The 25,553-nt window shown below is 67.8% G+C and carries 22 protein-coding genes; 8 read left to right on the top strand and 14 right to left on the bottom strand.

Annotated elements, in window-relative coordinates; all coding sequences use genetic code 11:
• Position 1 precedes the first annotated feature (1 nt).
• From WI26_RS22130 to WI26_RS22105, 6 genes are all read right to left on the bottom strand, one after another.
• Positions 2-1,585, bottom strand: a complete 1,584-nt coding sequence (locus WI26_RS22130; RefSeq protein WP_059539768.1) for a flavin-containing monooxygenase — start codon at positions 1,583-1,585, stop codon at positions 2-4.
• 244 nt (positions 1,586-1,829) lie between these two features.
• Positions 1,830-2,504 (bottom strand): lysoplasmalogenase, encoded by a 675-nt coding sequence (locus WI26_RS22125; RefSeq protein ID WP_069227825.1) that lies wholly within the window; start codon positions 2,502-2,504, stop codon positions 1,830-1,832.
• Between the two features lie 278 nt (positions 2,505-2,782).
• Entirely contained in the window at positions 2,783-3,763 is a 981-nt protein-coding gene (locus tag WI26_RS22120) for a sulfonate ABC transporter substrate-binding protein (protein ID WP_059594864.1), read from the bottom strand.
• A gap of 123 nt (positions 3,764-3,886) precedes the next feature.
• Positions 3,887-4,726: a MerR family transcriptional regulator gene (locus WI26_RS22115; protein ID WP_059464635.1), complete on the bottom strand. Its 840-nt coding sequence runs from the start codon at positions 4,724-4,726 to the stop codon at positions 3,887-3,889.
• 9 nt (positions 4,727-4,735) lie between these two features.
• The gene (locus tag WI26_RS22110) at positions 4,736-5,299 is read right to left on the bottom strand and encodes a GNAT family N-acetyltransferase (protein WP_059464636.1); all 564 of its coding nucleotides are present in this window, start codon (positions 5,297-5,299) and stop codon (positions 4,736-4,738) included.
• 95 nt (positions 5,300-5,394) lie between these two features.
• Positions 5,395-6,321, bottom strand: a complete 927-nt coding sequence (locus WI26_RS22105; RefSeq protein ID WP_069227200.1) for a LysR family transcriptional regulator — start codon at positions 6,319-6,321, stop codon at positions 5,395-5,397.
• A gap of 125 nt (positions 6,322-6,446) precedes the next feature.
• On the opposite strand from WI26_RS22105, the gene WI26_RS22100 reads away from it, so the two are divergent.
• The gene (locus WI26_RS22100) at positions 6,447-7,445 is read left to right on the top strand and encodes a quinone oxidoreductase family protein (protein ID WP_069227824.1); all 999 of its coding nucleotides are present in this window, start codon (positions 6,447-6,449) and stop codon (positions 7,443-7,445) included.
• 83 nt (positions 7,446-7,528) lie between these two features.
• Here the strand turns inward: WI26_RS22100 and WI26_RS22095 are convergent, their stop codons facing one another.
• Positions 7,529-9,043, bottom strand: a complete 1,515-nt coding sequence (locus WI26_RS22095; protein WP_069227823.1) for an MDR family MFS transporter — start codon at positions 9,041-9,043, stop codon at positions 7,529-7,531.
• A 228-nt stretch (positions 9,044-9,271) separates the two neighbouring features.
• Here WI26_RS22095 and WI26_RS22090 point away from each other — a divergent pair, with 228 nt between their 5' ends.
• Positions 9,272-10,831, top strand: coding sequence for a methyl-accepting chemotaxis protein (locus tag WI26_RS22090; protein ID WP_059509011.1), 1,560 nt, complete (start codon positions 9,272-9,274; stop codon positions 10,829-10,831).
• A 49-nt stretch (positions 10,832-10,880) separates the two neighbouring features.
• Here the strand turns inward: WI26_RS22090 and WI26_RS22085 are convergent, their stop codons facing one another.
• Together WI26_RS22085 and WI26_RS22080 are read right to left on the bottom strand one after the other, a co-directional pair.
• Positions 10,881-12,548: an ATP-binding domain-containing protein gene (locus WI26_RS22085; protein WP_059509010.1), complete on the bottom strand. Its 1,668-nt coding sequence runs from the start codon at positions 12,546-12,548 to the stop codon at positions 10,881-10,883.
• Positions 12,549-12,667: 119 nt separating this feature from the next.
• Entirely contained in the window at positions 12,668-13,522 is an 855-nt protein-coding gene (locus WI26_RS22080) for a helix-turn-helix domain-containing protein (protein WP_059464640.1), read from the bottom strand.
• 533 nt (positions 13,523-14,055) lie between these two features.
• Between WI26_RS22080 and WI26_RS22075 the strand changes: the two genes are divergently transcribed.
• Positions 14,056-14,265: a hypothetical protein gene (locus WI26_RS22075; RefSeq protein WP_059464641.1), complete on the top strand. Its 210-nt coding sequence runs from the start codon at positions 14,056-14,058 to the stop codon at positions 14,263-14,265.
• Positions 14,266-14,554: 289 nt separating this feature from the next.
• Here WI26_RS22075 and WI26_RS22070 read toward each other — a convergent pair whose 3' ends face one another.
• The gene (locus WI26_RS22070) at positions 14,555-15,202 is read right to left on the bottom strand and encodes a hypothetical protein (RefSeq protein ID WP_069227199.1); all 648 of its coding nucleotides are present in this window, start codon (positions 15,200-15,202) and stop codon (positions 14,555-14,557) included.
• 239 nt (positions 15,203-15,441) lie between these two features.
• On the opposite strand from WI26_RS22070, the gene WI26_RS22065 reads away from it, so the two are divergent.
• The 4 genes from WI26_RS22065 (at position 15,442) to WI26_RS22050 (ending at position 20,006) form a co-directional block, all read left to right on the top strand.
• A complete protein-coding gene (locus WI26_RS22065) occupies positions 15,442-16,776 on the top strand; it encodes an NAD(P)/FAD-dependent oxidoreductase (RefSeq protein ID WP_069227198.1) in 1,335 nt (444 codons plus the stop codon).
• Between the two features lie 57 nt (positions 16,777-16,833).
• Positions 16,834-17,928 carry a potassium channel family protein gene (locus WI26_RS22060; protein WP_059464644.1) on the top strand — a complete coding sequence of 365 codons (1,095 nt, stop codon included), beginning with the start codon at positions 16,834-16,836 and terminating at the stop codon, positions 17,926-17,928.
• Between the two features lie 142 nt (positions 17,929-18,070).
• Positions 18,071-19,549, top strand: coding sequence for a sensor domain-containing diguanylate cyclase (locus tag WI26_RS22055; RefSeq protein WP_069227197.1), 1,479 nt, complete (start codon positions 18,071-18,073; stop codon positions 19,547-19,549).
• Between the two features lie 124 nt (positions 19,550-19,673).
• On the top strand, positions 19,674-20,006 hold the full coding sequence (locus tag WI26_RS22050; protein WP_059464646.1) for a cupin domain-containing protein: 333 nt from the start codon (positions 19,674-19,676) through the stop codon (positions 20,004-20,006).
• A gap of 21 nt (positions 20,007-20,027) precedes the next feature.
• On the opposite strand, the gene WI26_RS22045 is transcribed toward WI26_RS22050, so the two are convergent.
• The 3 genes from WI26_RS22045 to WI26_RS22035 all read right to left on the bottom strand — a co-directional run bounded on the left by WI26_RS22045 (position 20,028) and on the right by WI26_RS22035 (position 22,976).
• Positions 20,028-20,786: an SDR family oxidoreductase gene (locus tag WI26_RS22045; protein ID WP_059464647.1), complete on the bottom strand. Its 759-nt coding sequence runs from the start codon at positions 20,784-20,786 to the stop codon at positions 20,028-20,030.
• An 81-nt stretch (positions 20,787-20,867) separates the two neighbouring features.
• Complete coding sequence (locus tag WI26_RS22040; RefSeq protein ID WP_069227196.1) at positions 20,868-21,812, bottom strand: alpha/beta hydrolase; 945 nt, start codon at positions 21,810-21,812, stop codon at positions 20,868-20,870.
• Between the two features lie 63 nt (positions 21,813-21,875).
• Positions 21,876-22,976, bottom strand: a complete 1,101-nt coding sequence (locus tag WI26_RS22035) for an OpgC domain-containing protein (RefSeq protein WP_059509005.1) — start codon at positions 22,974-22,976, stop codon at positions 21,876-21,878.
• 381 nt (positions 22,977-23,357) lie between these two features.
• Between WI26_RS22035 and WI26_RS22030 the strand changes: the two genes are divergently transcribed.
• Complete coding sequence (locus tag WI26_RS22030) at positions 23,358-24,512, top strand: porin (RefSeq protein ID WP_059509004.1); 1,155 nt, start codon at positions 23,358-23,360, stop codon at positions 24,510-24,512.
• 48 nt (positions 24,513-24,560) lie between these two features.
• Here the strand turns inward: WI26_RS22030 and WI26_RS22025 are convergent, their stop codons facing one another.
• Positions 24,561-25,472, bottom strand: a complete 912-nt coding sequence (locus WI26_RS22025; protein ID WP_069227195.1) for a LysR family transcriptional regulator — start codon at positions 25,470-25,472, stop codon at positions 24,561-24,563.
• Between the last annotated feature and the right edge of the window lie 81 nt (positions 25,473-25,553).

Raw genomic sequence — 25,553 nt, 5'->3', positions numbered from 1 at the left:
CTCAGGCCGCTTCGGCGGAAGTGGAAGCGGAAGCGGCGGGCGCGGCGACGGGCCGCGCGGTCGTGTCGTGGCTCGGCGCGCGATACGCGTGGTAATCGGCGATCGAGAAGTGCGCGGTCGCCTGGCGGAAGCGCCAGGTGAAGCCCGGCCACAGGGTCGTGTTCTTGCCGGTGCGCGGATCGAGGTACCAGCTCTTGCAGCCGCCCGTCGACCAGATCGCCTTCTTCAGCCTGCCCTGCAAGTCGCTGTTGAATTGCGCCTCGACGAGCGGGCGCACCTCGATCGCATCCGCGCGTTCGCGGCGCATCGCATTCAGCGCGCCGAGGATGTATTCGATCTGCGACTCGATCATGAACACCATCGAGTTGTGACCGAGGCCGGTGTTCGGGCCGACGATCATGAAGAAGTTCGGGTAGCCCGGCAGCGTCGTGCCGAGATACGCATGCGCGCCGTCGCGCCACGCGTCGACGATGTCGAGGCCGCCGCGGCCGATGATCGCGCCGCGCGGATACGGATCGGCCACCTGGAAGCCCGTGCCGTAGATCAGGCAATCGACTTCATGACGCTTGCCGTCGGTCGTCACGACCGCGTCGGCTTCGATATGGTCGATGCCGGTCGTGATCACGTCGACGTTCTTGCGCGACAGCGCCGGATAGTAGTCGTTGGAGATCAGCACGCGCTTGCAGCCGAGCGTGTAGTTCGGCGTGACGGCCTTGCGCAGTTCCGGATCGGGAATCTGCTTGCGGATATGGCGCAGTGCGAGCTTCTGCACGTTCTTCATCAGCGACGGATGGATCGCGAAGCCGAGCACGCGCGATTCGAGCATCCAGTAGATGCCGCTGCGCACCACTTTCTGCGTGAACGGCAGCGTGCGGAACAGCCATTTCTCGAGGCCGGTCAGGTTGCGGTCGGGCTTCGGCATGATCCACGGCGGCGTGCGCTGGAACAGCGCGAGTTCCTTCACGCGCGGCGCGATCTGCGGCACGAACTGGATCGCGCTCGCGCCGGTGCCGATCACCGCGACGCGCTTGCCTTCGAGCGCGTAATCGTGATCCCACTGCTGCGAATGGAACGCGCGCCCCTTGAAGTCCTCGACGCCGGGAATCGCCGGCAGCGCAGCGCGCGACAGCCCGCCCATCCCCGACACCAGCACGCGCGCAGACAGCCGTTTGCCATTCGCGAACGTGAGGCGCCAGCGTTGCGCGGCTTCGTCGTATTCGGCGCGCTGCAATTCGTGGTTCAGGCGCAGATGCGGGCCGACGCCGAAGCGCTGCACGCAATCTTCCAGATACGCGCGGATCTCCGGCTGCGGCGCGAACATGCGCGTCCAGCGCGGGTTCGGCGCGAACGAGAACGAATAGACGTGCGATTGCACGTCGCACGCACACCCGGGGTAATGATTGTCGCGCCACGTGCCGCCGACCGACGCGGCCTTCTCGAGAACGACGAAGTCGGTCACGCCGGTCTGCCGCAGGCGAATGGCCATCCCGAGACCGGCGAAGCCGGTGCCGATGATGGCGATGTCGATGGTTTCGTCCAGGCCGTCGTGGCCGGGCGGGCCGAAAGGCAACGTGCGAGCATTCATCCGGGTGTCTCCGATTTGGCTCATTTTCGAATGTTACATTGTTTGATGTAACGATAGTGGGTGAACCCGGAAACCGCAAGAGGCTAGAAGCGGCGCTCTAAGGGCCGGAAGCCGCGCGGGAAAAGGCTGAGCGAGGTTTGGAACGGCCTGGTTTCCGCATTGCGGAATGCGCGGAAACGGCCGTCGGCAGGGGCGGGAGAAGCGCGAGGCGAGGCCGCCGGCATGCGGCGGCCTGTTTGAAACACTATCGGGGACGGATCGAGCGGGCGGCCGTCTCATGGAAAACCCCGGCGACGATCGTGACCTGCGCGAGCGCATAGAGGCCCCAGATCAGGTAGTCGATGCCGGGAAAGCCGCCGAGGAAGCGCCCGACGCCGATCAGCGTATCCGAGCCGACGAAGACCAGGCTGCCGACGGCGACCAGCGGGCCGCGAGTGCGGGCCGCGAGCGCGAAGCTCGCCATCGCGCACAGCACGAGCATGTAGACGGCGACCGGCGCGAGCAGGTCGCCGAGGTGCGGAAGGAATGCCGCATAGAACGCCGGTGCGGCAATCCACAGCCCGATCAGCGCAGCGGTGCGCCAGCCGTGCGGCCGTGCGCGCCAGCGCACGAAGATCGCGCAATAGCACAGGTGCGTGAGCAGGAACGCGCCGAGTCCGAGGACGAACGACAGCGGCCAGTCGGGCAGCGCGAGCAGCACGTCGCCGAGCACGGCCGTGGCGAGCGCGGCGCACAGCCATGCACGCTCGAGCGGTGCCGCGCAGGTGCTGCCGGCCGCCAGCAGCAGGATGCCCATCGCGGCTTTCGCGGCGGCCTGGCCGGGATAGGGGGCGGCCGCGAGCGACAGTCCGTACAGCAGCGCGGCGGCGACGGCGAGCGGCCAGAGCCGGCGATAGGTGGCGGGAAGCGTGGCGATCAAGGCGGGTGTCTCCGGATTGTTGTTGTCTGCGGTGGACGGCGCGCCGTCGTGGGCGCGGCTGCAGGCCATTATCCGGAAGAACGGTTGGGGGGAAACCGGAGAATCCTTCTAGGAAGCGGTTTCGGCCGCACATGTCGCGTGCGGGTCGTCATGTTCGTGGCGGCGGAAGGGTGGGTGGTGCGCTGAAGCTGGCGGGTGCGTACGGCTGCGGGACGAGAAAGGCCGACGGGCACGATGTCCGCCGGCCTTTCTCGCATGAGTGCGCGCCGCGCTGCGCGTTACTTCGCCGCGAGCGCGCTCGCCACGCGCTTGTCGCTCCACGCGTTATCCGCGACGCTGAGCTTCTGCGGAATCAGCTTCGCCGCATAAAACGCATCGGCCACCCCCTGCTGAACCGCGACGATCTTCTCGTCGACCGGCACCGCGCCGAACGGCACGCGCTTGATCCACGTTTCCACGAGCGGCAGCGGCAGGCCGACCTTCGGCGCGATCAGCGCGGCCGTTTCTGCCGGATGCCCGTTGACCCACAGGCCCGTCTCGCGCAATTGCTTCAGGATCGTGCCGACCACGTCGGCATGCTGCTCCGCGAAGTCGCGCGTTGCCTCGTAGAAGTTGTTCGCGGGCGTGAGGCCCGTGTAGTCGGACAGCGTGCGGATCTTCAGCGAATTCTGAGCGGCCGCGTAGTACGGATCCCAGACGGCCCATGCGTCGACGTTGCCGCTCTCGAACGCGGCGCGCGCATCGGCGGGCGGCAGGTAAACAGGGCGGATCTCGTCATAGCGCACGCCCGCCTTCTTCAGCGCTTCGAGCAGCAGGTAGTTCGCGCTCGAACCTTTCTGCAGCGCGACCTTCTTGCCGCGCAGGTCGGCGAGCGAGCGGACCGGCGAATCGGCTTTGACGAACACGGCTTCATTGTGCGGCGACGGCGGTTCCGCGCCGACGTACACGAAGCGCACGCCGGCGGCTTGCGCGAACACCGGCGGCGGCGCGCCCGTGTAGCCGAAGTCGATGCTGTTCGCGTTCAGCGCCTCGAGCAACTGCGGGCCGGCCGGGAATTCGAACCACTGGACGTTGTAGCCGAGCGTCTTGAGCCGCGCCTCGAGCGCGCCCTGCGTCTTGACGACGGACAGCAGGCCGGCCTTCTGGTAGCCGATGCGCACGACCTTGTCGGCGCTGCCCTGCGCGAACGCGGCGGTGGCGGTGAGGGCGACGAGCGCCGTGGCGGCGGCGCGGGTGATCCAGCGGGTGAAACGAATCATCGAACGGACTCCATGCGAAACGTCTTCGGGGAGCGGCGCGTGCCGCTCGGTTGGAAGAATCGTCGCACGGGCGATCGGGCCCGCAAACGAAGCATTGCCGATATGAATATGACGCCGGTGCGCCTATGCTTTGTCGCCGTCGCCTTGCGGATCGGGTGTGCCGGCCTGCCGCGCCGCTTCGTCGCTCAGCTTCTTGTCGAGGATCGTCGCGACACGGCCGCCGAGATAGGCGCTCGCCGCCGCCTCGAGCGCGCGGTTCGTCTCGCCTTCGACGAACACGGCCGCGAGCGGGCGCAGCCGCCAGATGGCGTCGACGAGCGCGGGCACGTCGTTGACCGGCGGCAGCGTGCCGGCGTCGTAGCGGTCCAGCCGCTTCACGACGAGATCGACGAGCAGCCGCGCGATCGCGTCGAAGTGCGGCCGCGCGAGGCTGATCACGTCGAGCAGCTCGCGCGGCGGGATGCCTTCCTTCGTCATCGCGGCCGCCGCCTCGAGCAGCGCGGGGCTCTTTGCGACGAACGACAGGCCGCGCCGTTCGAGCAGACCGAGTTCGGTCACGCGCGACAATTGCGACGCCGTCTGCGGACCGAACATCTGCGCGAGCGTGGCGAGCGAATAGGTTTTCGGCAGTTCGTGCGACCAGCGGCCGCCGATCGCGTTTTCCAGGCCGAGGATCGAACGCAGGTCGTGACCTTCGTCGATCGCCATGATCAGGTCCTGGATATTCGACAGCGTGTAGCCGCGCGCGAGCAGGTGGTTGATCAGCTTCAGGCGTGCGACGTGCGTGTCGTCGTAGATGCCGACGCGCCCGCGCTTCTCGGGTGGCGCGAGCAGGCCGCGATCCTGGTATGCACGGACGTTGCGCACGGTCGTGTCGGACACGCGCGCGAGTTCGTCGACCGTGTACTCGTTGCGGGAATCCGCCGCGGCCTCGTCGGGCATGGTTGGAGTCTGTTTTGGCATGCGGTCATTCTAGCGCGACGCGACTGGCTCGGGCGAGGCGGGGAGCGTGCGTGCGCCGTCGCCGAGCGCGCGCTGCATCAGCGCGGTATCGATCCAGCGGCCGTGCTTGAAACCGACCGCCTTCAGCACGCCCGCCGGCTCGAAACCGAATGCGCGGTGCAGCGACGTCGAGCCGCCGGTGCCGCCGTCGGCGATCACCGCGATCATCTGCCGCCACGGGCCGGCCTCGCAACGCGCGATCAGCGCCGCGAGGAGTGCGCGGCCGATGCCGCGGCCGCGCTGTGCGTCGTCGATGTAGATCGAATCCTCGATCGTATGGCGGTACGCGCTGCGCGTGCGATACGGCGTTGCGTACGCGTAGCCGGCGATGCGGCCGTCGCATTCCGCAACGAGATAGGGCAGCCCGTGGCGCAGCACCGCGTCGCGGCGAGCGCGCAGCTCGTCGACGTCGGGCGGCGTCTCCTCGAACGACGCGACGCTGTGGCGCACGTGGTGTGCGTAGATCGCGTGAATGGCGGCGAGATCGGGATCGGTCGCGTCGCGGACGACAACGCAGGCGGGGGCGGCGGACATGGTGGCGGAGCGGGCGGACGAAACCGCTACTATGCCCGCCGCGAGGCGGCACCGTAAAGGCATGGATCGCGTCGCCCGGTGGGGACGAGCCGAGCCTACAAATGCCCGTGAGCGTCGCGAACCGCGTCGGCGATGGCATCGGCGACGCGCTGCACGCGCGGCGAGCGCCGCACGTCCGGGTGGACGACGAGCCAGATCTCGCGCTCGACATCGCAACGGGGCATGGACGTCAACTCGACGAGCGCGGCGGTGCTCGGCAGCGACGGATCGGCCAAAGCCGGCGCGCTCGCGCTTTCGTCCGCGTCCGCATCCGTCGCCGACGTGTCGACGAGAAACCGCGGCAGCAACGCGACCCCTGCGCCGGCCACGCACGCACGATGCAGCGCGGCCAGGTCGTTGGCGATGAACGCGAAGCGGCGTCCGGCCGCGAAGCGTTCGAGCCATTGCTGCTGCGGCATTTGTGCGAGTGCGTCGTCGTAGCCGAGGAACGCCCAGGTGTCGGGCGGCGCGGCGGCCCAGTCGGGCGACGCGCACAGCGCGAAGCGCATCGTGCCGAGCCGGCGCGCGGCCAGCCCCGGCTCGTTTGGCCGCGACAGCCGTACCGCGAGGTCGGCTTCGCGCGCGTACAAATTGGACGCGTGCATCTCGCCCATCAGATCGATGCGCAGCGCCGGCCACGCGCGCTGCGCGCGGGCAAGTCGCGGCGCGAGGAAATGGCTCGCGAACACCGGCGACGCCGACACGCGCACGACGCCGTCGAGCGCCGCCGCTCCCTGCGCGGCGCGCGCGAATGCATGCACATCGGCTTCGACGCGGGCTGCATGCTCGGCAAGGTGCAGGCCTTCGTCGGTCGGCGGCCAGCCGCGCGGCAGCCGGTCGAACAGCCGGATGCCGAGCGCGGACTCCAGCGCATCGATGCGCCGGGCGACCGTCGAATGCTGGACCTGCAGTGCCCGCGCGGCGGCCGACAGGCTGCCGCCGCGCATCACCGCCAGGAAATAGCGGAGGTCGTCCCAGCTCATCGGCGGCGCGGGGGTCTGTGTCAGCTCGGTCGAATTTTGCACAGTAGATGGGTGAGAATCGGGGATTCCGATCGATTATGCACGATGAGATGATCGTGTCACATCATTCGATTGCGAGGAACGTCATGACCCAAACTGCAACCGCCACCCGAATCGGCATCGACCGCTACGGCGACGCCGGCGTGCTGCGCCGCGTCGATGCGCCCGTCGCACCGCCCGGCGCCGGCGAGGTGCGGATTCGCCAGACCGCCGTCGGCGTGAATTTCGTCGACATCTATTTCAGGACCGGCGCACATCCGTTGCCGGCACTGCCGGACGCGCTCGGTGTCGAGGCGGCCGGCGTGGTCGATGCGGTGGGGGCCGGCGTGACGGGGCTGGACCCGGGCCAGCGCGTCGCATATGCGGGGCTGCCGACCGGCAGCTACGCGAGCCTGCGCACGCTGCCCGCCGAGCGCGTGGTGCCCGTGCCCGATGGCGTGAGCGACGACGCAGTCGCGGCCGGGCTGCTGAAAGGCATTACCGTCTACATGCTGATGCATCGCGTGCGGCAGGTGAGCGCCGGCGACGCCGTGCTCGTGCACGCGGCGGCCGGCGGCGTCGGCTTGCTGGCGACGCAGTGGGCGTGCGCGCTCGGCGCGCGGGTGATCGGCACGGTCGGGTCGGCCGCGAAGGCGGAACTGGCGCGCGCGCGCGGGGCGGAGGCGGTGGTCGACTATCGCGAGGAGGACTTCGTCGCGGCGGCCCGCGCGTTCGGCGGGGGCGCGGGCGTCGACTATGCGATCGACGGGATCGGCGGCGACGTGCTCACGCGTACGCTCGGCGCGGTCCGGCCGTTCGGGATGGCCGCGAGCATCGGGCAGGTCGCCGCGATCGGCGCCCGGCAGACGATCGACCTCGACGAACTGGGCCCGGCCCGCTCGATCGCGCTGGCGCGGCCGAGCGTGTTGGGTTTCATCGCGCGCGACGTGGCGGGGTACCGGGAGGCGGCGCGCGCGACGCTCGAACGGCTCGCAGGCGGGATGCACGTGGAGATCGGCGCGCGGCTGCCGCTCGAGCAGGCGGCGGACGCGCATCGGTTGCTGGAATCGCGACAGACGACGGGCGGGGTGGTGCTGGTGCCGTAACGGCGGACCGCGCGTCGTGAACGGCCGTGTCGCGGCGTCGATCCGCGGGCAGGCGCGGCGGCCACGGTGCCGCCGCCCGCCGATCAGTGATGCTTGCGCAGCGGCGTGCTCTCGACGAACCACGCAAGCACGAAGGCGATCGCGATCACGCCCGCGGCCGCGAGATATACGACATGTAGAGACCCGGCGAACGCATGCAGGTACGCATCGCGCACCGCATCCGGCAACTGGTGGACGGCCGCCGGACCGAGCGCGGGCGGCAGCTCCGTGTCGGCCGGCAGCGCCTGCGTGAGCCGCGACTGCAGCCCGTGCGAGAACAGCGCGCCGAACGCGGCGACGCCGAGCGAGCCGCCGATCGAGCGGAACAACGTCACGCCCGACGTCGCGACGCCCATGTGCCGGAATTCGACCGTGTTCTGCACCGCGAGCGTGAGCACCGGCATCACCATGCCGAGCCCGATCCCGAGCAGCGCCATGTACGCGTACATCGTTCGCAGCGGCGTGTCGAGCGACAGCGTCGACAGCAGCGCCATCGCGACGCCGCCGATCAGCGTCCCCGCGATCGGAAACGGCCGATACGTGCCGAGCCGCGAGATCAGCCGGCCGCTCGCGACCGACATCGCGAGCATCCCGCCCATCATCGGCAGCAGCTGCATGCCGGCCTGCGACGGCGTCGAGCCTTTCACGACCTGCAGATAGAGCGGAATGAACGTGACCGAACCGAACAGCGCAATGCCGACGACGAAGCCGATCAGGCTCATCAGCATGAAGGTGCGCTGGCGGAACAGCTCGAGCGGCATGATCGGCTCGGCCGCGAGCCGTTCCTCGTAGATGAAGCCGCCGACCGCGACCACGCCGAGCACCAGCGTCATCCACAGCTGCGGCGACGACCACGGCAGCAGCGAACCGCCTTCGCTCGTGAACAGGATCACGCACGTGAGGGCCGTTGCGAGGAACGCGGCGCCCATGTAGTCGATCCGGTGCTTTACGTGCGCGGTGTGCGGCCGGAATGCGATGCCGATCACCGCGAGCGCGACAACACCGAGCGGCAGGTTGATCGTGAAGATCCAGCGCCACGACAGATGTTCGACCAGGAAGCCGCCGAGCAGCGGCCCGATGATCGTCGCGAGGCCGTACACGCCGCCGAACATCCCCTGATAGCGCGCCCGGCGATCGGGCGGCACGAGATCGCCGATCGCGGCCATCGTGACGACCATCAGCCCGCCGCCGCCGAGTCCTTGCAGCGCGCGCAGCACGATCAGTTGCGTCATGTCCTGCGCGACGCCGCACAGCGCGGAGCCGGCGAGAAACAGCACGATCGCGACCTGCAGCACGATCTTGCGGCCGTACAGGTCGCCGAGCTTGCCATACAGCGGCAGCACGACCGTCGAGGACAGCAGGTACGCGGTGACGACCCACGACAGCTGGTCGAGGCCGCCGAGCTCGCCGACGATGGTCGGCAGCGCGGTCGACACGATGGTCTGGTCAAGCGCGGACAACAGCATGACGAGCAGCAGCGCGGCGACGATCAGCCCGGTCGGCGCGTCGCGGCGGGCCGCCTCGGCGGCCGGTGGGGTAACGAGGGTGTCGGTTCTCATCGAGATGTCTGCCATGGCAGGAAACTGACCGAAATATAGAGTCGATTTATTGCCTGGTCAATTTCTGCCGCATCTGGATTTGTTGCATCGGTAACAGAAGATTGCCGACCGGAAAATTGATCGCGATCAGCCTGCCAAACGGCAGGGCTCAAGTTTTTTGCAGGCAAACCGTAATCCAGAGTGCCGCGGACCGATTGCCGCGGCACTTTTTACCGCTCACGTCCCGTCATGAACCTGAACGCCCTGTTTTCCCGCTTCTCGATCCGTACGCGGATTTTTTCCACGCTGGGCCTCGTTGCCGCGCTGCTCGTCGTATCGGGCCTGATTGGCCTGACCGGCATGCAGCGCTCGAACCGTGCGCTCGACGAAGCCTATACGCGCCAGCTGGCCGCGAAGACCGCGCTGTCCGCCGCCAGCCTGAACCTGACGATCGTGCGCACGACACTCGACCGCGCGCTGCTGCATCCCGAGGCGCCGGAAGTGCCCGATCTCGTCGGCAAGGCCGAAAACTATCTCGCGAAGGCCGACGCCGCGTGGCGCACCTACGCGACGATGCCGCACGACGGCGACGAGGGCCCGCTCGCGACGCGGCTCGACGCCGCGCGCCAGGCGCTGATCGGACAGGCGTTGAAGCCGTTGATCGACGCGATCCGCGCGGGACATCGCGACGATGCCGACCGGCTGCTGATGACGGTTGCGCCGCCGCTGTCGGTCGCGCTCACGCAGGCGACCGATGCGCTCGACGCGTACCAGGCCGCGCGCGGCAAGGACGTCTACGACACCGCGCAGACCTATTACGGCTGGATGCGCGCGGGCGCGATCGCCGGCATTGCGTTCGGTCTCGCCGCTTGCCTCGGCTGCGCGATCGGCCTGCATTTCGCGATCACGCAACCGGTTAACCGTCTGCTGTCGCATTTCCGCCGCCTGTCGGACGGCGACCTGACGTCGGAAGTGCGCTGGTCGTCGCGTGACGAGATGGCCGAACTGGTCAAGGGCGTGACGGGCATGCAGCGCAGCCTTGCCGACACGGTGCGCCAGGTCACCCAGGGCTCTGAAGCGATCTCGACCGCCACGCACCAGATCGCGGCCGGCAACACCGACTTGTCGCAGCGTACCGAGGAGCAGGCGTCCGCGCTGCAGGAGACGGCCGCGAGCATGGAACAGCTGACGGCGACGGTGAAGCAGAACGCCGATCACGCGGTCGAAGCGCAGGCGTGCGCGGATAACGCGAGCGAGATCGCGACGCGCGGCGCAACCGTCGTCGGCGAAGTGATCGGCACGATGAACGAGATCGACCAGAGTTCGCAGAAGGTGGCCGACATCATCGGCACGATCGAAGGCATCGCGTTCCAGACCAACATCCTTGCGCTGAATGCGGCGGTCGAAGCCGCGCGCGCGGGCGAGCAGGGCCGCGGCTTCGCCGTGGTCGCGGGCGAAGTGCGCACGCTCGCGCAGCGCTCGGCGTCGGCCGCGAAGGAGATTCGCACGTTGATCGGCGAATCGGTCGAGCGCGTCGCGACGGGTTCGCGGCTGGTCGGCGTGGCCGGCGCGACGATGCAGGACATCCAGCAGGCGATCGGCCGCGTGACGGGCATCATGACCGAGATCGCGGCCGCGTCGAACGAGCAGCGCGACGGGATCGAGCAGGTGAACCGCGCGGTGTCGCAGATGGACCAGGTGTCGCAGCAGAACGCGGCGCTGGTCGAGCAGGCGGCGGCCGCCGCCGCTTCGCTCGAGGAGCAGGCCGACGGCTTGCGCCGGGCCGTGGGGGCGTTTCGCGTCGCGTGACGTGCGGCGGGCGGGGCGCCCGATTCCGCGCCCCCCGCCGGCCGTTGCGTCAGCCGCCCGTGAGGTGCGCGGCCGAGCGCGCCGACGCGACGAGCAGCAGCTTCATCGTCGCGCGCGTCGCGCCGACGAACAGCTTGCGGGCCGCGCGCGCATCGAGCGCGTCGAAGTCGATCTCGGTGAGGATCACGCACGGTGCGGACTGCCCCTTGAAGCGATAGATCGAATCGAGCAGCACGTCGCCTTCGCGATATTCAGGGTTGCCGAACAGATCGTATTTGCCCGTGAAGCGCTTGACCCGATGCGGGCCGAGCTGATCGAGCCGTGCGAGCACCGAGCTCTCGCGTCCGCGATACGACAGCACCGCGATGTCCTGCTTGCGGAAGCCGAGCGACAGCGCGTGCGTGATCGCGCGCTTGGTTGCGTCGATGCACGCGTCGGCGAGCGCGTCGCCCGTTGCGCCGTCGTCCCCGTATGACGACACAGACGGATCGGAGCCGTCGAACGGGCTGCCCGAACGCAGTTCGGCCGCGAGCGGCTCGACGCGGCCGACGACGTCGCGCACGAATTCGAGCAGGTCGCGCGGGCTGCGGTAGTTCGTCAGCGCCTTCAGCGTGACCCAGCCGGGCAGCGCGACGGACTCGCGCAGATAAAGGTTCTGCAGCGGATCTTCCAGCCACCACCATGCGCCGTCCGGCGCCAGCAGGCGTTCCAGTGCGGCCGCCCACGGCGCGTGGAAATCCTGTCCCTCGTCGACGATCAGCACATCGAAGCGCCAGCGTTCCGGAACCGCCGTTTCCGCGAAACGCGCCTCGAGCCGCTCGAACGCGCCGGGCGCGTCGAAGTCGGGCGTATAGCCGCCGTCGCGGGCCACCCAGTCGCACAGCTGATGGTAGTTCGCGATCTTCGCGCCGGGCGGCGCGATGCGCGCGATGTAGTCGGCGAGCGGCCGGTTGAAGCATACGTAAAGCACGCGCTTGCCGGCCGCGACCGCGTCGCGCATCGCCTGCACGGCAAGCTGGGTCTTGCCCGAACCCGCGGTGCCCGTCACGCGCAAGCGGAACGGCGCGAACTCGAGCTGGCGCGCCCACGCGGCGAGCCCGCCCGACAGCCGCGTGACGAGCGTGCCGGCCTGCCCGACGAGTGCGCTCGTGTCGGGCGTGAGCGCGAGCTCGTCCGCGAGGAAATGATGCAGCTTCGCTGCGTTCGGCAACGGTTCGTCGTGTTCGGGCAGGATCTGCAGGATCACCTGCGCGAGCTGCGCCTTGCGCGACGCATCGACGATGCGGTCGGCCGCGACGCCGGCGATCGCCGTCTCGCGGATCGAGTAGTCGGGGCAGTACAGCAGCGCCTCGACGCCGTAGACGCCCGCGCCGAGCGCGGCGGTCAGGCGCCGGTGCAGCGTCTCCTGCGTGCGCGCGAGCTGGATCGGGACGTTGCGCTCCTTCTGCAGGTAGACCTTCACGAGCCCCTTCGGCGTTTCGCGCAGGAAGCCGGCCTTCTGCTCGATCAGCAGCACGCGGCCGGCCGGGCTCACGACGACGAATGCCGCTTCGCCGAACACGGAGAAGCCCTGGTCGGCGCGCGTCCAGTGCACGCCGTGATAGACGGTGTAGCCGTCCGGCAGCGCGTGTTCGAGGGCGGCAAGCGTCTCGCGCTCGCGTTCGGCCGCACCGGTGGCGGCGAGGCTTTTCCAGTCGTCGGGAATGAGGCGGGCCATGAAGTCGGGCGGCGCAGGCCGGTCGTGAACGAGGTCCGGCTATTGTACTGAGGAACCTGTTCACGGCCGCCGCGCCGCGCGGGCGCCGGCCATGCGAAAGACGGCGCGTGCGTGCGGAATTACCCGCGTGCAAGCCGCTTCGCGAGATCGGCGCTGAGGATCGCCATGCGTGCGGGTTTTTCGTAGCAGACGACGTCGAACGCGCGGATCACTTCGCTGATGTCCGCTTCGCTCGCGCGGCCCGTGAGCAGGTCGCCCGTCAGCACGAAGATCGGCGCGCCCGGATTGTCGGACGTGCGCACCGCCTTGATCGCGGTGGCGGCCGTGCTGTCGTCGAACAGCCATTCGGTGACGACTGCGTCGAATGCCTGGCCCTGCAGCGCGTCGACGAACGGCGCGAGGCCGTCGAATGCGGCCGTCGCGAAACCCTGCCGCTCGAGATAGCGGCACAGCTCGGTCGCGCTGACGCGATCGGGATCGATCACCGCGACGACCAGCTTGTCGCTCTCCGCGCGGCGCGGATAGATCTCGATCTTGTGCACGTCGTACGCGTTCTGGTACAGCACGCCGGTATGGCGCAGCACGCGCCAGCGGCCGTTCTGTTCGTACGCGACGAACTCGGGGCGCGCGCCGGCTTCGAGCGGCGCGCCGATCCATGCGGTGCACGGAATTTCGGCGACGCCGGCGTACAGGACGGCCTCCTGCGAATAGGCGCCGACCATGCCGGGGTCGAGCGTCTGCGCGCCGAACAATTGAGCGGCGGGCTCGCCGTACGCTTCGGCGACTTTCTTGATTTGCGCGAGCGTCCAGGGGCTGCTGCCGCGCAGTTTGCGGTGACCCTGCGAAAAGCTCAGGTCGAGGATGCGGCACAGCTCGGTGGTTTGCTGGCGCTTGCCGATGCCGTTTCGGGTCATCAGCTCGCGCACGCGCTCGGCAACCGCGAGGGAATCCGTGGTGATTGCTTCAGTGGTCATGCTACGGGAACGGATCGTGACGTTCAGAACGACGCCTTGCGGCAGTCTCGGCGGACAGTCTCGACGACGTCCAGGGGGCGAGCCGACCGGCCACGCGCGGAAAAGATAACTTTACCGCAAAACGACGGTCATTCCATGTCGCGAAAGGTGCGTTTCTGTGAAAGGTGTGTCATGGCGTTACGCGCGCGCCGGTGCCGTGCGCGGCGCGCCGCTGGCCCGTTCGCAACCTTCAGGCGCGGATTGCGTGGGGCGGGGACACGATTGCTCGTCGGGCGGCACGTAATTGCGCCGCGGCGCCGACGAAATGCACCACGGCAGGGCGCATTCGTGCGCCGCGGCCGCGGCATCGTGTCGCCTTGGGGGCGACAAATTTTTACAGGACATCATGGGCCGGGCCGACGGAGCCGCATCTTGTAGTGGATCGTTTTGACGGTTTACTCTAATAAAACCGATGCTGCCCCATTTCGGGAGCGGGTGTGAATGCGGCGTGACCACATGCTACGATTCCCCCGTCTCAAAATAGTATTGAAGCGATGCAGAAGAAATTTGTGATGCGCGGGTACGAGATGAACTGCGAACCGCGCGTGACGGAGGATGGCAAGTACGCCGCTCAGGTCGAGGTCACGAAGCTGGGTTTCAGCCGCGAGGCGGCATTTCGCAAGCTGGGCGAATTCGATACCGAAGCGGATGCCGTCGCCTATGCGAAGAAGTTCTCCGAAGAGTGGCTGAGCCGCTACGCGTAGCGCGCCGCCCGCCCGCGCAGGACGGGCATGCTCGTTCAAGTCGAACGACACGAAGGACGTTCCGGATGCGCGGCGTGGATGGCGCGTGTTGTCGAGTCGTCGCGCCCGACATTCGGTTGGCGAGCCGAACGGCGGTGACCGCATGCTCATCGGTTGGAGGAGCAGAGCGGGATGACGATTGACGGCGATCCGCCGTTTTCCATTTCTTGAGAAGTGCGAACCGACAGGTCGACGCGCGCGCCAGCGCGGTCAGCCGGTCAGCAATCGATGGCGGGCGAATGCAATCGACCTACGCCGGCATGTACGTGAACGGTTCGCCATCCTCCCGCTCGACCGACAGCAGCCGCTTGAGTTGATCGAGTGCGAACAACTGCTTTCCTTCCGCCGCCGCTTCGGCGATCGCGGCATCGACGAGTTTCCTCGTGCGCGCGAGGATCACGGTTCGCTGGCGCACGATCTCGAGCACCATTCGCTGCTCGATGTTCTGGCGGGTCGATTGCTTGTCGCTCAGATGGCGCCAGCGATCGCGAAGCTCCGCCCACGTGACGCGCTGAAATTCCGGAATCGCGCGCGGGAGCGTGCCGGCTTCCGTGGGCTCCGGCTGCGCACGCAATGCACAACGCAGCGCTTCGCGGGCGCGCCACTGGTCCGAAAACGGCGCATACACGTCGCGCGTGCGGCCGATCGGATTCGCGCGTTCGATCTCCTTGTCGAGCAGGTAGCCGAGCCGCCGCAGCGCGGAGCCATGCGCGAGCATGGCCGGATCGAGCATGCGGATCCGGCGCGATGCATCCGCGACGTGCGCCTTCAGTTCCCACAGCGTCAGGCGAAGGTGCTGCACTTCGAGTATCAGGCGCTGTACGTCTGCGTAAGTGCACTTCGTCCACCATTCGGTGAGGTCGTTCAGCTTCGGAGGATCGAATGGGGGGAGGATCATTTTTACTGCCGGGATACTGTATGGATGTACAGTTTATCGCGCGGTAACATAGCGCCGTCAAGGCGAAAAAATGGGGACGGCCGATGAGCAAGAATGACCGGCGGCGGGGCCGCTGCCGGACGGTTCATCGACCGTCCCGCCTGTTTGCCAGCTCCGTCCGGAGCCCGACCGCATGATCCCGTGCATGCCATCGCGAACGTCGATGGATGCGCCCGACGTATCGACGTCACCAGAGAACAATGACGACAACCTATCCGCTGCATGACGCATTGACGCGCGCCGACACGGCGTTTCCGGCCGAAGCCGACATCGTGATCGCCGGCGCCGGCATCATGGGCTGCGCGGCCGCCTATTACCTCGGCCTGCGCGGCCTGAAGGCCGTCGTGCTCGACAAGTCGCGCATCGCCGGCCAGCAATCGACGCGCGCCTGGGGCTTCGTGCGGCAGCAGGGCCGCGAGTCCGCCGAAGTGCCGCTGATGATGGCCGGCATGCGGATCTGGGAAGGGCTCGAGCAGGCGCTCGGCTTCGATCTCGAATGGCGGCAGGGCGGTTGCCTGTATATGGCGGACAACGAAGAAGACTGGGCGTCGTTCCAGGCATGGCTCGCCGTCGCACGCGAACACGGGCTCGACACGCGCACGCTGACCCGCGCGGAAATCGACGCACGCGTGACCGGCCTGTCAGCGCAGGCGCGCACGCTCGGCGGGCTGTATACGGCGACCGACGGGCAGGCCGAGCCGCGCCGCGTGGCCGCCGCGTTCGCGGCGCGCGCGGCCGAAGCCGGCGCGCGTTTCTTCGAGGGCTGCGGCGTGACGGCGATCGAGACGGCCGGCGGCGCGGTCGTCGGCGTCGTGACCGAGCGCGGCACGATCCGCACGCGGCGCGTGATCTGCGCGGCCGGCGCGACCAGCTTCCGGCTGCTCGACGGCGTCGGCATCAGGCTGCCGCAGCAGGCCGTGCGCGGCACCTGCATGCGCACCAACGTGCTGCCCGACGTGTCCGCGTCGACGATCTGGGGGCACGGCCTCGGCATCCGGCAACGCAGGAACGGCGCGATCAATCTCGCCGACGACATGCAGGTCGACGTCGATCTGACGCTCGGCCACCTGCGCGGCTTGAGCCTGTTCTGGCCGGAGTTCTGGTCGCAGCGCGAGAAGTTCCGGCTGCATCTGAATGCGGCGGCGTGGCGCGATGCCTGCGTGCGCATCGGCGGTGGAGGCGGCGCGATCGAGCCGCGCGATCCGCAGCCGCAGCCGAATCGCGCGCATGCACCGCGCGCGCTCGCGAAGCTGAAGGCGATCTTCCCCGCGCTGAAGGACGCGCAGATCGTCGAAGCCTGGGCCGGCCTGATCGACGTGCTGCCCGACGGGATTCCGGTGATCGACGCGCCTGGAACGCCGTCCGGCCTTGCGATCGCGACTGGCTTCTGCGGGCACGGCTTCGCGATGGGCCCAATCGTCGGGCGGCTGCTGGCCGAATGGGGCGATACGGGCGAGCCGTCGCTCGACCTGTCGGCGTTCCGCGCACGGCGTTTCGCCGACGGAACGATGGTCCGGCCGCGCAGCATGCTGTAGCGGCCGCGCCCGCTTCCCGTCGTAGAATCGAGGCCGCAATCTTCAGGAGATTCCCCGTTGGCAACGCCCTCCGACAAGCGCCGCTCGTTGCGCTCACGCCTGCGCCGCGCCCGCGATCCGTGGCGCGCGCCGCGTGCGCGCACGCTGTTCACGCGTCCGGCCACGTCGCCGCGTCGCACGTTGCTGTTCCGTCTCGGCGCGGTCGTGGTGCTGTGCATGCTCGCGTTTCTCGTGCTGTATCTCGATCGCGACGGACTGCGCGATTCGACCAAGAGCACGCCGATGAACGTCGCGGACCTCGTGTACTTCACGATGGTCACGGTCGCGACGGTCGGGTACGGCGACATCGTGCCGGTCACCGCGCGCGCGCGTCTGATCGATGCGTTCTTCATCGTGCCGATCCGCATCGGCATCTGGTTCATCTTCCTGGGCACGGCATATCAGTTCGTGATCCAGCGCGTCATCGAGGAATTCCGCATGAAACGCCTGCAGAAGCAACTGTCCGATCACATCGTCGTATGCGGCTATGGCCTGTCGGGGTCGATCGCCGTGCGCGAGCTGCTCGAAAGCGGCGTCGACCCGTCGACGATCATCGTGATCGATGCGCAGCAGCAGGCGCTCGAGGCCGCGACGTCGCTCGGCGTGACCGGGCTGCTCGGCGATCCCGCGCACGAGGATCTGCTGCAACAGGCGCAGGTGCGCGCGGCGAAGGCCGTGATCATCTCGGTGACCGACGACCCGACCGCGATCCTGTTGACGCTGTCGGTGCGCAGCATCGCGCCGGAGACGAAGATCGTCGTGCGGATCCAGGAGAACCTGTATCAGCGGCAACTGCGGCAGGCGGGCGCGGACGTGATCGTGTCGTCGACGAAGATCGGCGCGCTGTTGCTCGCGGACGCGGTACATAGCCGTTACATCGTGCCGTTCGTGAACGACATGCTGTCGACGCGCGGGCGGGCGACGCTGCTGGAGCGCGAGGCGTTGCCGCACGAGATCGGCTGCATGACGAACGTTGTGCCGGGCGCGATTGTCGTCGGCCTGGATCGCTGCGGGAAGATTCATTCGTTCTACGAGGATCCGCCGTGCCGGATCGAGGCGGGCGATACGCTGGTCGTGATCCAGTCGGCGAGGATTCCGGACCCGGACGTATGAGGGCCGGTCGGACGACAACCGGCATCGCGTCCCGTTGCCGCGCCGTGACTGGAGCATCACGGCTTGATATGCCACTGCGCGTTATTTAGTATGAAGTAATCGCGTCGTGCGCCGCGCACGAGCGTGATCATCGAGGAGACACATGCAATTCAGGTCGGCGGCTCCCCAGACCATTGTCGCGATCGGTATCGTGATTGCCTGCGCGCTCATGGGTCTGTGCGTGCTGCAGCTGTTCCAGAGCCGCAACGACGCGCTCGAGCGGGCGAGCGAAACTTCCCGCAATCTGGGACTGATCGCCGAGCGCGACATCGAACGCAATTTCGAACTCTACGACCTGTCGCTGCAGGCGGTCATCGAAGGCCTGCGGCGTCACGACATGATGACCGCACCGGCAAGCTTGCGGCGCGCCGTGCTGTTTGACAATGCGATGACGGCGCAATTTCTCGGCTCGGTGCTGGTACTCGATGCCGACGGCAACATCATCCTCGATTCAGCCAACGACGTGCCACGCCGCGGCAATTTCGCCGATCGCAAGTATTTCGCCGTTCACCGCGACAATCCGAATGTCGGCCTTTATGTCAGCGACCCATTCTCGTCGCGCTTGCGCGGCGGCTCGCCGAGCATCGGGCTCACGCGGCGGATCTCGAATCCGGACGGTTCGTTTGCCGGCGTCGTGCTCATCGCGGTCAACCTCGAGTATTTCCATCATCTGTTCGCCGGCCTGTCGCTCGGACAGCATGGTTCGATCTCGCTGATCGGCAACGACGGCGTGATGGTGATGCGTCAGCCGTACGACGTCCGCACCATCGGTCGGGACATCAGCCAGGCTGCGACCTTCAAGCGGTTCCACGCCGCGCGGGAGGGCGTGTTCTCGGAAACCGCGTCGCTCGACGGCGTGCGTCGCCTCTATTACTTCAGGCATCTGCCGAAGCTGCCGCTGATCATCATGGTCGCGGAAGCGGAGCAGGACATCTACGCGGCATGGCGGCACCGGGCCGTGACGATCGGCGCGCTGGTGGCGACGTTCGGCGCCGCGTTCATCGCGGTGTCGTTCATGCTCGGCACGCAGCTCCGGCGCCGGATGCGCGCCGAGTCGGAACTCGTGCTGCTCGCCCGCACCGACGGTCTCACCGGCCTGAACAATCGCCGCAGCTTCGCGGAAGTGCTGGATCGCGAGTGGCGTCGCGCGCGGCGGGCACGATCGGTATTCTCGTTGCTGTTCGTCGATGTCGATCGTTTCAAGGCCTATAACGATACCTACGGCCATCAGGCGGGCGACGACGCGCTGGCCGCGGTTGCGCGCTGCATCGGCGAGAACATCCGCCGGCCGGTCGATACCGCTGCCCGCTATGGCGGGGAGGAGTTCGTCGTGTTGCTCCCCGATACACCCGAGACGGGCGCTGCCCAGATTGCCGAGCGGATTCGCGCGGCGATCGACGAGTTGCTGCTCGAGCACGCGGGCAGCGAATACGGGCATGTCACGGCCAGCATCGGCCTGGCGAGCTGGACGCCCGAGCACGATGCCGAGGCCGACGCCGTGATCAAGGCAGCCGACGAGGCGTTGTACTACGCGAAGGCGACCGGGCGGAACAAGGTCGCCGCCTTTCAGCAGCTGGCATGACGCGGGTCACGACATGCGGCCGCGAGACTTTATGACGGATACCGAATAGTTCGCCGCGATGCCGGCCTTCGCGCTACAGTGGTCGTCATCCGCCTTCAGCCGAAGGCCGATCCGAGGTCGAACCATGCAGCTTCAAACCGGCAACCTGTTCAATGTCGAAGGAACGCGCGGCGACGACGAACGGGTCGATGTGCTCGTCGCCGGCGCGCGCCTGAACGTCGAGCGGATCGTGTCGATGGGGCACACGAGCCCCGACGGGTTCTGGTATGACGATTCGCGCGCCGAATGGGTGGTGCTGCTGTCGGGCGCCGCGGTGCTCGAGTTCGAAGCGGACGCGACGCTGCACGACATGCGTCCCGGCGACTACGTGCTGATCGAACCGCATTGCCGGCATCGCGTCGCGTGGACGCATCCCGACGAGGCGAGCGTCTGGCTCGCGATCTATCACGAACGCTGAATCGCGCGGGGCGCCGCGGCGTTATCCACGCCCGACGAACGGCATCGTGGTCGCCATGATCGTCATGTTCAGGATGTTCGTATCCAGCGGAAGGTTCGCCATCTGAACGACCGCGTTCGCGACGTGCATGACGTCCATCCGCGCCTCGGGCGCCATGCGCCCATCGGCCTGCAGCACGCCTTCCGTCATGCGATCCGTCAGCGACGTCGCCGCGTTGCCGATGTCGATCTGACTGCACGCGATGTTGTACGCGCGGCCGTCGAGCGCGAGCGACTTGGTGATGCCGGCCACCGCGTGCTTGGTGGCCGTGTACGCGATCGTGTTCGGGCGCGGCGTGTAGGCCGAGATCGAGCCGTTGTTGATGATCCGGCCTCCCTGCGGCGTTTGCGCCTTCATCACGCGCCACGCGGCCCGCGCGCACAGAAAGACGCCCGTCAGGTTGGTCGCGACGACGTCGTTCCATACGCTCAACTCGTATTCGTCGAGCGGAACGGCCGGTGCGTTGCGGCCGGCATTGTTGAAGAGGACGTCCAGCCGCCCGAACTGCCGCGCGATCTGCGCGAACGCGTGTTCGACCGACGCTTCGTCGGCGACGTCGGCCGGAAATGCGTGTGCGTCGCCCTGGGCGGCGACGATCGCTTCCTTCGTGTCACGCAGCGATGCTTCCTTGCGTCCGATGAGCGCGACGGCATATCCGGCGTTCGCGAGTGCGATTGCCGCGGCACGGCCGATACCGGATCCGGCGCCCGTGACGGCGGCGAACTTCTTCGAGACAGACATGGCTTGATCCCCTGCGGGTTGGGTGAGGAAAGCGGCGGCGGGCGCGCGATGCATGCGCCGGTCGACGCGTCATCGGCGTCGTTACTTCACGCACTCCAGCGCATACTTCAGCCCGAGTCCGAGCAGCCCGCGCCATACTTCCCACGTGTGTCCACCGTCGACGATACGCAGTTCCGCCGGATTCTGCGCGCGGCGCAGCTGCGTGTACAGCACGCTCGATTCGGCCTGGATCGTCAGGTCGTCGTCGCCCGCCGCGATGAACATCGGCACGCGCCAGGTGCGCGCGAAATAGCCGCGCATCAGCGCCGGGTAGTTCAGCTCGTGCCACACGCGCGAGTCGAACTGCCGGTCGCCGAACACGCCGACATAACGCGCGGCGGAATTGAGCGGCGGCTCGTTCGCGTAGATCGCGGGGCTCAGCAGCATCGCGCCGCAGAACAGGCCCGGCTCGAGCAGCGAGAAACGCAGCGCGCCGAAGCCGCCCATGGACACGCCCCCGATCGCGCGGCCCGCGCGCTGGTTCGACACCGCGAAGTGCGCTTCGACCTCAGGCAGCAGGTCGTTGAGGAACGCGCTTTGCATCTTCTCCTTGCGATCGACGTACCAGTCGGTGCCGCCTTGCGGCATCACGATCACGACGGGCGGAATCTCGCGGCGCTCGATCAGCGTGTCGGCGGTGGCCTGCAGCCGGCCCTGGGTGATCCAGTCGTTCGCGTTGCCGGCGTTGCCGTGCAGCAGATACAGCACCGGATAGCGCGCGCCTTCCGGGTTGTAGCCGGGCGGCAGATAGACCGTGTAAGACCAGTCGCGCTTCAGCGACGCCGACCGGAACGCGCGCATCACGATGCTGCTGCCCGGATTGACCGACGGTTCCTGGGCGGCCGGCGCGATCGTTGCGGGCGGGACGGTTGCGACCGCGGGTGCGGATGACGCCGGCGAAACCGCAGGCCCGACCGGCGTGGCGTGGGCGGTGGCGATGGCGCCGGCGATCAGGGCGGCGGAGAACGGAAGGGCGAGTCGGCGCATGGCGATCGTTTCAGGAGAGGCGCCCGCTATCGTAGCAGCGGCGCATGACGGCGCGGCGCATCATCACCGCGAACGGAACGGGAACGGCAGCCGCGACACCAGCGGGGCGTAGAGCTTCGCGACGAGATACAGCAGGCCCATCGCGACGACGTCGGCGGTCAGGCCGAGCGGCACGTTCAGATAGCCTTCGGTCGCCTGGTAAAGCAGCGAGTCGACCGCGAGCGAGATGCCGGTGCCGGCGACGAAACACAACAGCCCCTGGCGGCCGATCGTGCCGATCCACGGCATCGCGTGCGCGACCTTCTTCATCCAACCGAGGTGCACGAGCTTGGCCGCGAGCCACGCGATCGCGAGGAAGTTCGCGAGCCGCAGCGCGCCGAGATTCTGCTTGATCGACGGATCGGTCGGGAACGGCTCGACGCGCAGCCGATAGTACGCGCCGGCCGCGACGATCGCGAGCGACACGGCCGTCAGCAGCCAGCCCTGCGGTTTCGGCGCGAGCGTCTGGTAGACGGGCTGGCAGCGTGCGATCACGCCGAGCACGAACAGGAACTGCCACGCGAACGGATTGAAGTCCCACGGCGCGCCTTCGACGGTCGGCAAGAAGCGCGCGATGTGCGGCGCCGCGTACCACAGAGAGCCGCTGAACGCGAGCATCAGCCACGGCTGCGTGCGCGCGAGCGGCAGCGCGAGCGGGACGAGCAGCGCGAAGAACGCATACATCGGCAGCACCGACGCGAGATACGGCTGGCGGCGAAACAGCAGGATGTCGCGCAGCGCGGCGAGCGGCTTGTGGAGCAGGCCGTCGAGATCGTTGGTCGGCATGTTCGGGCCATCGATCGAGAATGCGTTCAGCACGGCGGTGATGAGCAGCATCAACCCGGCCGTCACGAGGAAGGCACGGTAGATCTCGAAGGCGCGGCGGATGAAACGCTGGCGCGCGGCTGCCTCGTCGTGCCGCTCGGCGAGCGAGTTGTACGCGATGGCGGTCGCGAAACCGCCGAGGAACACGAACACCTCGGCCGCATCGCACAGCGCGTACGCATGCAGCGTCACGCGCGACAGGATGCTGCCGCCGATGTGGTCCACGACGATCACCAGCAGCACGAGGCCGCGGAAGAAATCGAGCTCGGCGTAGCGGCCGGCCCGGGCGGCGGCGGTCATCGGGCCGCCTCCCGGCGCGCGCCGCGTGCACGACCGGCACCCGCCGCGCATGAATCGGGGTGAAGCATGACTTCGTGAAGAAATGACGAACGGATGCGCATTGTGCCACCGATGTGACGCTGTCCGGGTTTACGCGGATGGAGGGCCTGCCAGCCGGTGCCGACAAGCCTGATCGGGGCGTGGCGGGAACAGGGGAGTTGGACGAGCGCAACGCTTTGCGTGCCCGGCCCACGCCCCGATGGACGGGCGGTTTGCGACGTGACACCATTTTGTCCTCGCGGCCGCACACCGCGCAGTCCGCCCTGCGGGCCACCTCTATAAAACAGACCAAACAACCGCCGGGCGCATGGCCTGCCCGGCACCCGGCTCCGGAGATCCGTCATGAAGAAGCACGTCATTTTTGCCGCCGCGCTGGCCGCCTTCGCCGCGCCGGCCTTCGCGCAGGACAGCGTGACGCTGTACGGCCTGATCGACGAGGGCTTCAACTACACGAACAACGTCAACGTAAACGGGGTCGGAAAAACGAATTACCAGCTCGCGAGCGGCTATGCGCAGGGCAGCCGCTGGGGCCTGAAGGGCAGTGAGGATCTGGGCGGCGGGCTGAAGGCGGTCTTCACGCTGGAAAACGGCTTTGACGTGAACAACGGCCGGCTCAACCAGGGCGGCCGGATGTTCGGTCGCCAGGCGTTCGTCGGGCTGAGCGCGTCGCGCTTCGGCACGCTGACGTTCGGCCGTCAGTACGATTCCGTCGTCGACTATCTCGCGCCGCTGACCGCGAACGGCAACTGGGGCGGCACGCTGTTCTCGCACCCGTTCGACAACGACAACACGGACAACTCGTTCCGCGTCAACAACACGGTCAAGTACGCGAGCCCCGACTGGAACGGGCTGTCGTTCGGCGGCACCTACAGCTTCAGCAACAGCACGGGCTTCTCGACCAACCGCCAGTACAGCATCGGCGCGCAGTATTCGCTGGCCGGGCTGCAGGTCGCGGCTGCATACCTGCAGGCGAACAGCCCGGGTGTCGGCAGCGCGGGCGCAATCGCGGCCGACGATGCGAACTTCGTCGCCGATCGCCTGCGCATCTTCGGCGGTGGCGTCAACTACTCGTTCGGTCCGGCGACGGTCGGCTTCGTCTATACGAAGACCGACGTGAAGAATCCGGTGTCGACCGTCTACTTGCCAGCGTCGACGTTCTCCGGTCTCGGACTGACCGCGACCAAGTTCCAGAACTTCGAGATCAACGGCAAGTACCAGCTCACGCCCGATTTCTATCTCGGCGCGCAGTACGTGTACACGGACGGCAAGTTCGACGCGGCGGCCGGTTCGTTCAAGCCGAAATACCACACGGTCGGGCTGATGGCCGACTACAGCCTGTCCAAGCGCACCGACGTGTACCTGCAGGGCGCATGGCAGAAGGTCGCCGGCGACAAGACCGGCACCGCGGCCGACGGCGGCTACGTGGTCGGGACGGACGGCCCGTCGTCGTCTGCGAACCAGTTCGCGGTGCGCGCCGCGATCCGCCACAAGTTCTGAGGTTGACCTGCCGGCGCCCGGGGCGGGTTGCTCCGGTGCCGGCTTTCGTCATGCTGCGCGGTGCGCGTCGTCGAGCGTTTGCGCGAGCCAGTCGACGAAGATCCGCACGCGCGGCGCCAGATGCCGGCCGTTCGGAAACACGACCGACACCGGTAGCGGCGCGGCATGCCACTCCGGCAGCACCTCGACCAGCGAGCCGTCCTCGAGCAGCGACGCGAGCCCGTCGCGCGGCGCCTGGATCAGCCCGAGGCCTGCCAGGCAGCACGCGAGATACGCCTGCGAGCTGTTCACCGCCACCACGCTGCGCATCTTCACGGTCTGCAGCGTGCCCGAATCCATGTCCGCATATTCCCAGTCCAGCTCGCGGCCCGTGCGGCTCGAGAAGTAGCCGACCGCGACGTGGTCGGGCAAATCGTCCGGCGAGCGCGGCGTGCCGTATCGCGCGAGATACGCGGGCGACGCGCAGTTGATCTGCGCCATCTCGCCGACGCGGCGCGCGACCAGCGATGTGTCGGACAGTACGCCGACCCGCACCGCGCAGTCGATGCCGTCGGCGACGAGATCGACGAATCGGTCGGTCGTGCTGAGCACGACGCGCAAGTCGGGATAGCGCGCGTGGAAATCCGGCAGCGCCGGAATCACCTTGTTCAGCGCGAAACGCTCGGGCAGGTCGACGCGGATCACGCCGCGCGGCGCGGCGCCGGCGTCGTCGAACAGCGTCTCGGCGTCGTCCAGATCGGCCAGCAGCCGCGTGCAGCGCTCGTAGTAGGTGGCGCCCTCGGCGGTGAGCGCGACGCGCCGGGTGGTTCGTTGCAGCAGGCGCACGCTCAGGTGTTTTTCCAGATACTGGACGGCATTGCTGACCGTCGGGCGCGGCAATTGCAGCTGCTCGGCCGCTTTCGTGAAGCTGCCGAGGTGGGCGACGCGCGCAAAGATGCGCATTGCTTGCAGATGGTCCATGCGGAGCGGAAGCGTGGCGGATTGGAACAGGCTCCATTGTTAATCAGCGTCGAATGATTTGGTTGGACGTTTCGCGTTTAT

Source organism: Burkholderia diffusa (assembly GCF_001718315.1).
Classification (GTDB): Bacteria; Pseudomonadota; Gammaproteobacteria; order Burkholderiales; family Burkholderiaceae; genus Burkholderia; species Burkholderia diffusa_B.
This window is presented reverse-complemented; position numbering and strand designations above follow the sequence as displayed.